Below are 2,727 nucleotides of genomic sequence, written 5' to 3' on the forward strand. Positions count from 1 at the left end.
CTGCGCCACCTGCCGCCCAGCCGGCGCCTGGGCCGCGACCTGCAGCGCGTGCGCGCCGCCTACGACCTGCTGGCGCCCTGACCGCCCCCACCCAGGCGCAGAGGGCGCCTGAGCGCGGTCACTCCTCGCTCGTCCACTCCACCTGCACGCCCAGGCTGCGCAGGTTCTCCACGAAGCGCGGGTGCGCGCGCCGGATGGGCGTGGCGTTGCGGATCTCCGAGCGCCCGTCGATGCTGGCCGCCACCATGAACAGGGCGATGGCCACGCGGATGATGTAGGGGCTCTCCACCACGGCGGGCGTGAGCGCATTGCCGCCGAAGGTCACGATGCGGTGCGGGTCGGACGAGAACACATGCGCGCCGAACTTCGACAGCTCGCCCGTCCAGCCCAGCGCCCCGTCGTACACCTTGTTCCAGAACATCGCGTTGCCCTGCGCCCGCACGCCCAGCGCGATGAAGATGGGCAGCAGATCCACGGGAAAGTAGGGCCAGGGCGCGGCCTCCACCTTGGTCAGCACGTTGCTGGTGAAGGGCGTCTGCACGGTGAGCGGCCCCTCGCGGTGCGCGCGCGACCAGCCGTCCGCATGCTCGATGCGCACGCCGAACTTGGCGAAGGTGCGGTCGATCAGCGGGAAGTTCTCCGGCGCGCTGTTGCGCACCACCACGTCGCCGCCCGTGATGGCCCCGAGGGCCAGGAAGGTGGTGATCTCGTGGAAGTCCTCGTCGAAGCGGAACTCGCCACCGCCCAGCGCCGCGCCGCCGTGCACCGTGAGGCGCGAGGTGCCGATGCCGTCGATGCGCACGCCCAGCATGGACATGAAGCGGCAGAACTCCTGCACGTGCGGCTCCGACGCGGCGTTGTTGAGCGTGGACACGCCGCTGGCCGAGGCCGCGCACAGCACGAAGTTCTCGGTCGTGGTGACCGAGGCGTAGTCGAGCCAGTGGTGGGTGGCGTGCAGCGGCCCGGCGCAGCGCACGAGCAGCGAGCCCTGCGCGCGCTCCACCGCGCCGCCGAAGCTGCGGAACACCTCCACGTGCGGATCGATCTCGCGCACGCCGAGCGTGCAGCCCTTCACGTTGTCTTCGAGCCGCGCCACGCCGAAGCGCGCCAGCAGCGGCGGCACCAGCATGATGGACGATCGCATCTCCTCGGGCAGGCGGTGGGCGGCGGCGTCGAACGCGGTGTCCTTGTGGTGCAGTTCCAGCGTGCCGCTGGCGTGGTCCATGCGCACGTCGCTGCCCAGGGTGCGGAAGATGTCCAGGATCTTGCGCACGTCGGTGATGTCGGGCACGCCGTGCAAGGTGAGCGGCGCCTGGGTCAGCAGCGTGGCGCACAGCACGGGCAGCACGGCGTTCTTGTTGGCGGAGGGCGTGATGTGGCCACGCAGCGGCGTGCCTCCGTGCACGATGAGATTGGACATGGGCGGGATGCGGGGGAAACCCGAAAAGAAAACAGCCGGCACTGTAACCCCCTCCCCCCTGTGGCGCCCGAGCGGCCGCGCTCCCCCGGGTCGCGTGCGTTTCCGTAGCCGGCCGTGGGCCGCGTCCGACAGCCCCCCGCCTGCGCGCAGCCTATCTTCGCCGCAGCGCTCCCGCCTTTCCTTTCCTACCGCCTGCATGTCTTCCTCTGCTTCTGCCGCTGCGCACCCCGCGGCAGCCACCGCGGCACCCGCCCCCGCCGCCCCCCTGGCCGCTTCCCGGCGCGCCCCCACTTTTTCCGCCGCCGCCTGGCGCCAGTTCATGAGCGTGGCCAAGCCGTACTGGCTCGGCGACAAGAAGGTCGCGGCATGGTCCCTGCTCGGCCTGCTGGTGCTGCTGATGCTGTGCGAGACGCAGCTGGCCGTGATGCTGATCGACCGCACCGGCGAGATGACCTCGGCCCTGGCCGCCAAGGACCGCGACCGCTTCTGGGACGCGGTGCGCACCTGCCTGCTGGTGCTGGGCTTCGCCGTGCCGGTGTACGCCTTCTACTACTACATGCGCGATGCGTTCTCCAACCACTGGCGGCGCTGGCTCACGCACCGCTTCCTGGACGGCTACCTGGGCGGCCGGCGCTACTACGAGCTGAACACGCAGGGCGGCATCGACAACCCCGACCAGCGCATCAGCGAGGACATCAACACCTTCACGGGCCGCTCCACGCACTTCCTGCTGATCTTCGTCGGCGCGGGCATGCAGCTGGTGGCCTTCAGCACCGTGCTGTGGTCGATCTCCAAGGTGCTCGTGGCCTTTCTGGCGGTGTACGCCCTGCTGGGCACGGTGGTGGCGCTGTACGTGTTCGGCGCGCCGCTGATCCGCCTGAACTTCTGGCAGCTGCGGCGCGAGGCGGACTTCCGCTTCGGGCTGATGCGGCTGCGCGAGAACGCCGAGTCGATCGCGTTCTACCGCGGCGAGTCGCAGGAGCGCGCGCAGCTGGACCACAGCTTCCAGGCGGTGTTCACCAACTACGCGCGGCTCATCAAGCGCCAGCGCTCGCTCAACCTGTTCCAGCGCGCGTTCAGCCAGCTCACGGTGGTGATTCCCGCCATCATCCTGGCCGATGCGGTGCTCTCCGGCGACATGGAGGTGGGCCGCGCCATCCAGGCGGCCGGCGCGTTCGCGGCGGTGCTGGCCGCCGTCTCGCTGATCGTGGACAACTTCGAGAGCCTGAGCCGCTTCGTGGCCGGCATCGGCCGGCTGGACACGCTGGCCCAGGCCCTGCTGGGTGCGCCGGCCCGGCGCGAGGAGG

The 2,727-nt window shown here is 70.4% G+C and carries 2 protein-coding genes; one reads left to right on the forward strand and one right to left on the reverse strand.

Annotated features, from left to right (window positions below; genetic code table 11):
* Positions 1–118: 118 nt before the first annotated feature.
* Entirely contained in the window at positions 119–1,420 is a 1,302-nt protein-coding gene (locus tag AC27IQ_RS22090; RefSeq protein WP_487090806.1) for a UDP-N-acetylglucosamine 1-carboxyvinyltransferase, read from the reverse strand.
* Positions 1,421–1,616: 196 nt separating this feature from the next.
* Between AC27IQ_RS22090 and AC27IQ_RS22095 the strand changes: the two genes are divergently transcribed.
* Positions 1,617–2,727 (forward strand): SbmA/BacA-like family transporter (locus tag AC27IQ_RS22095; RefSeq protein WP_487090807.1); only part of this gene is annotated, 1,111 nt, incomplete at its 3' end.

The sequence above is a fragment of the Acidovorax sp. KPB24-07 genome (genome assembly GCF_057543315.1).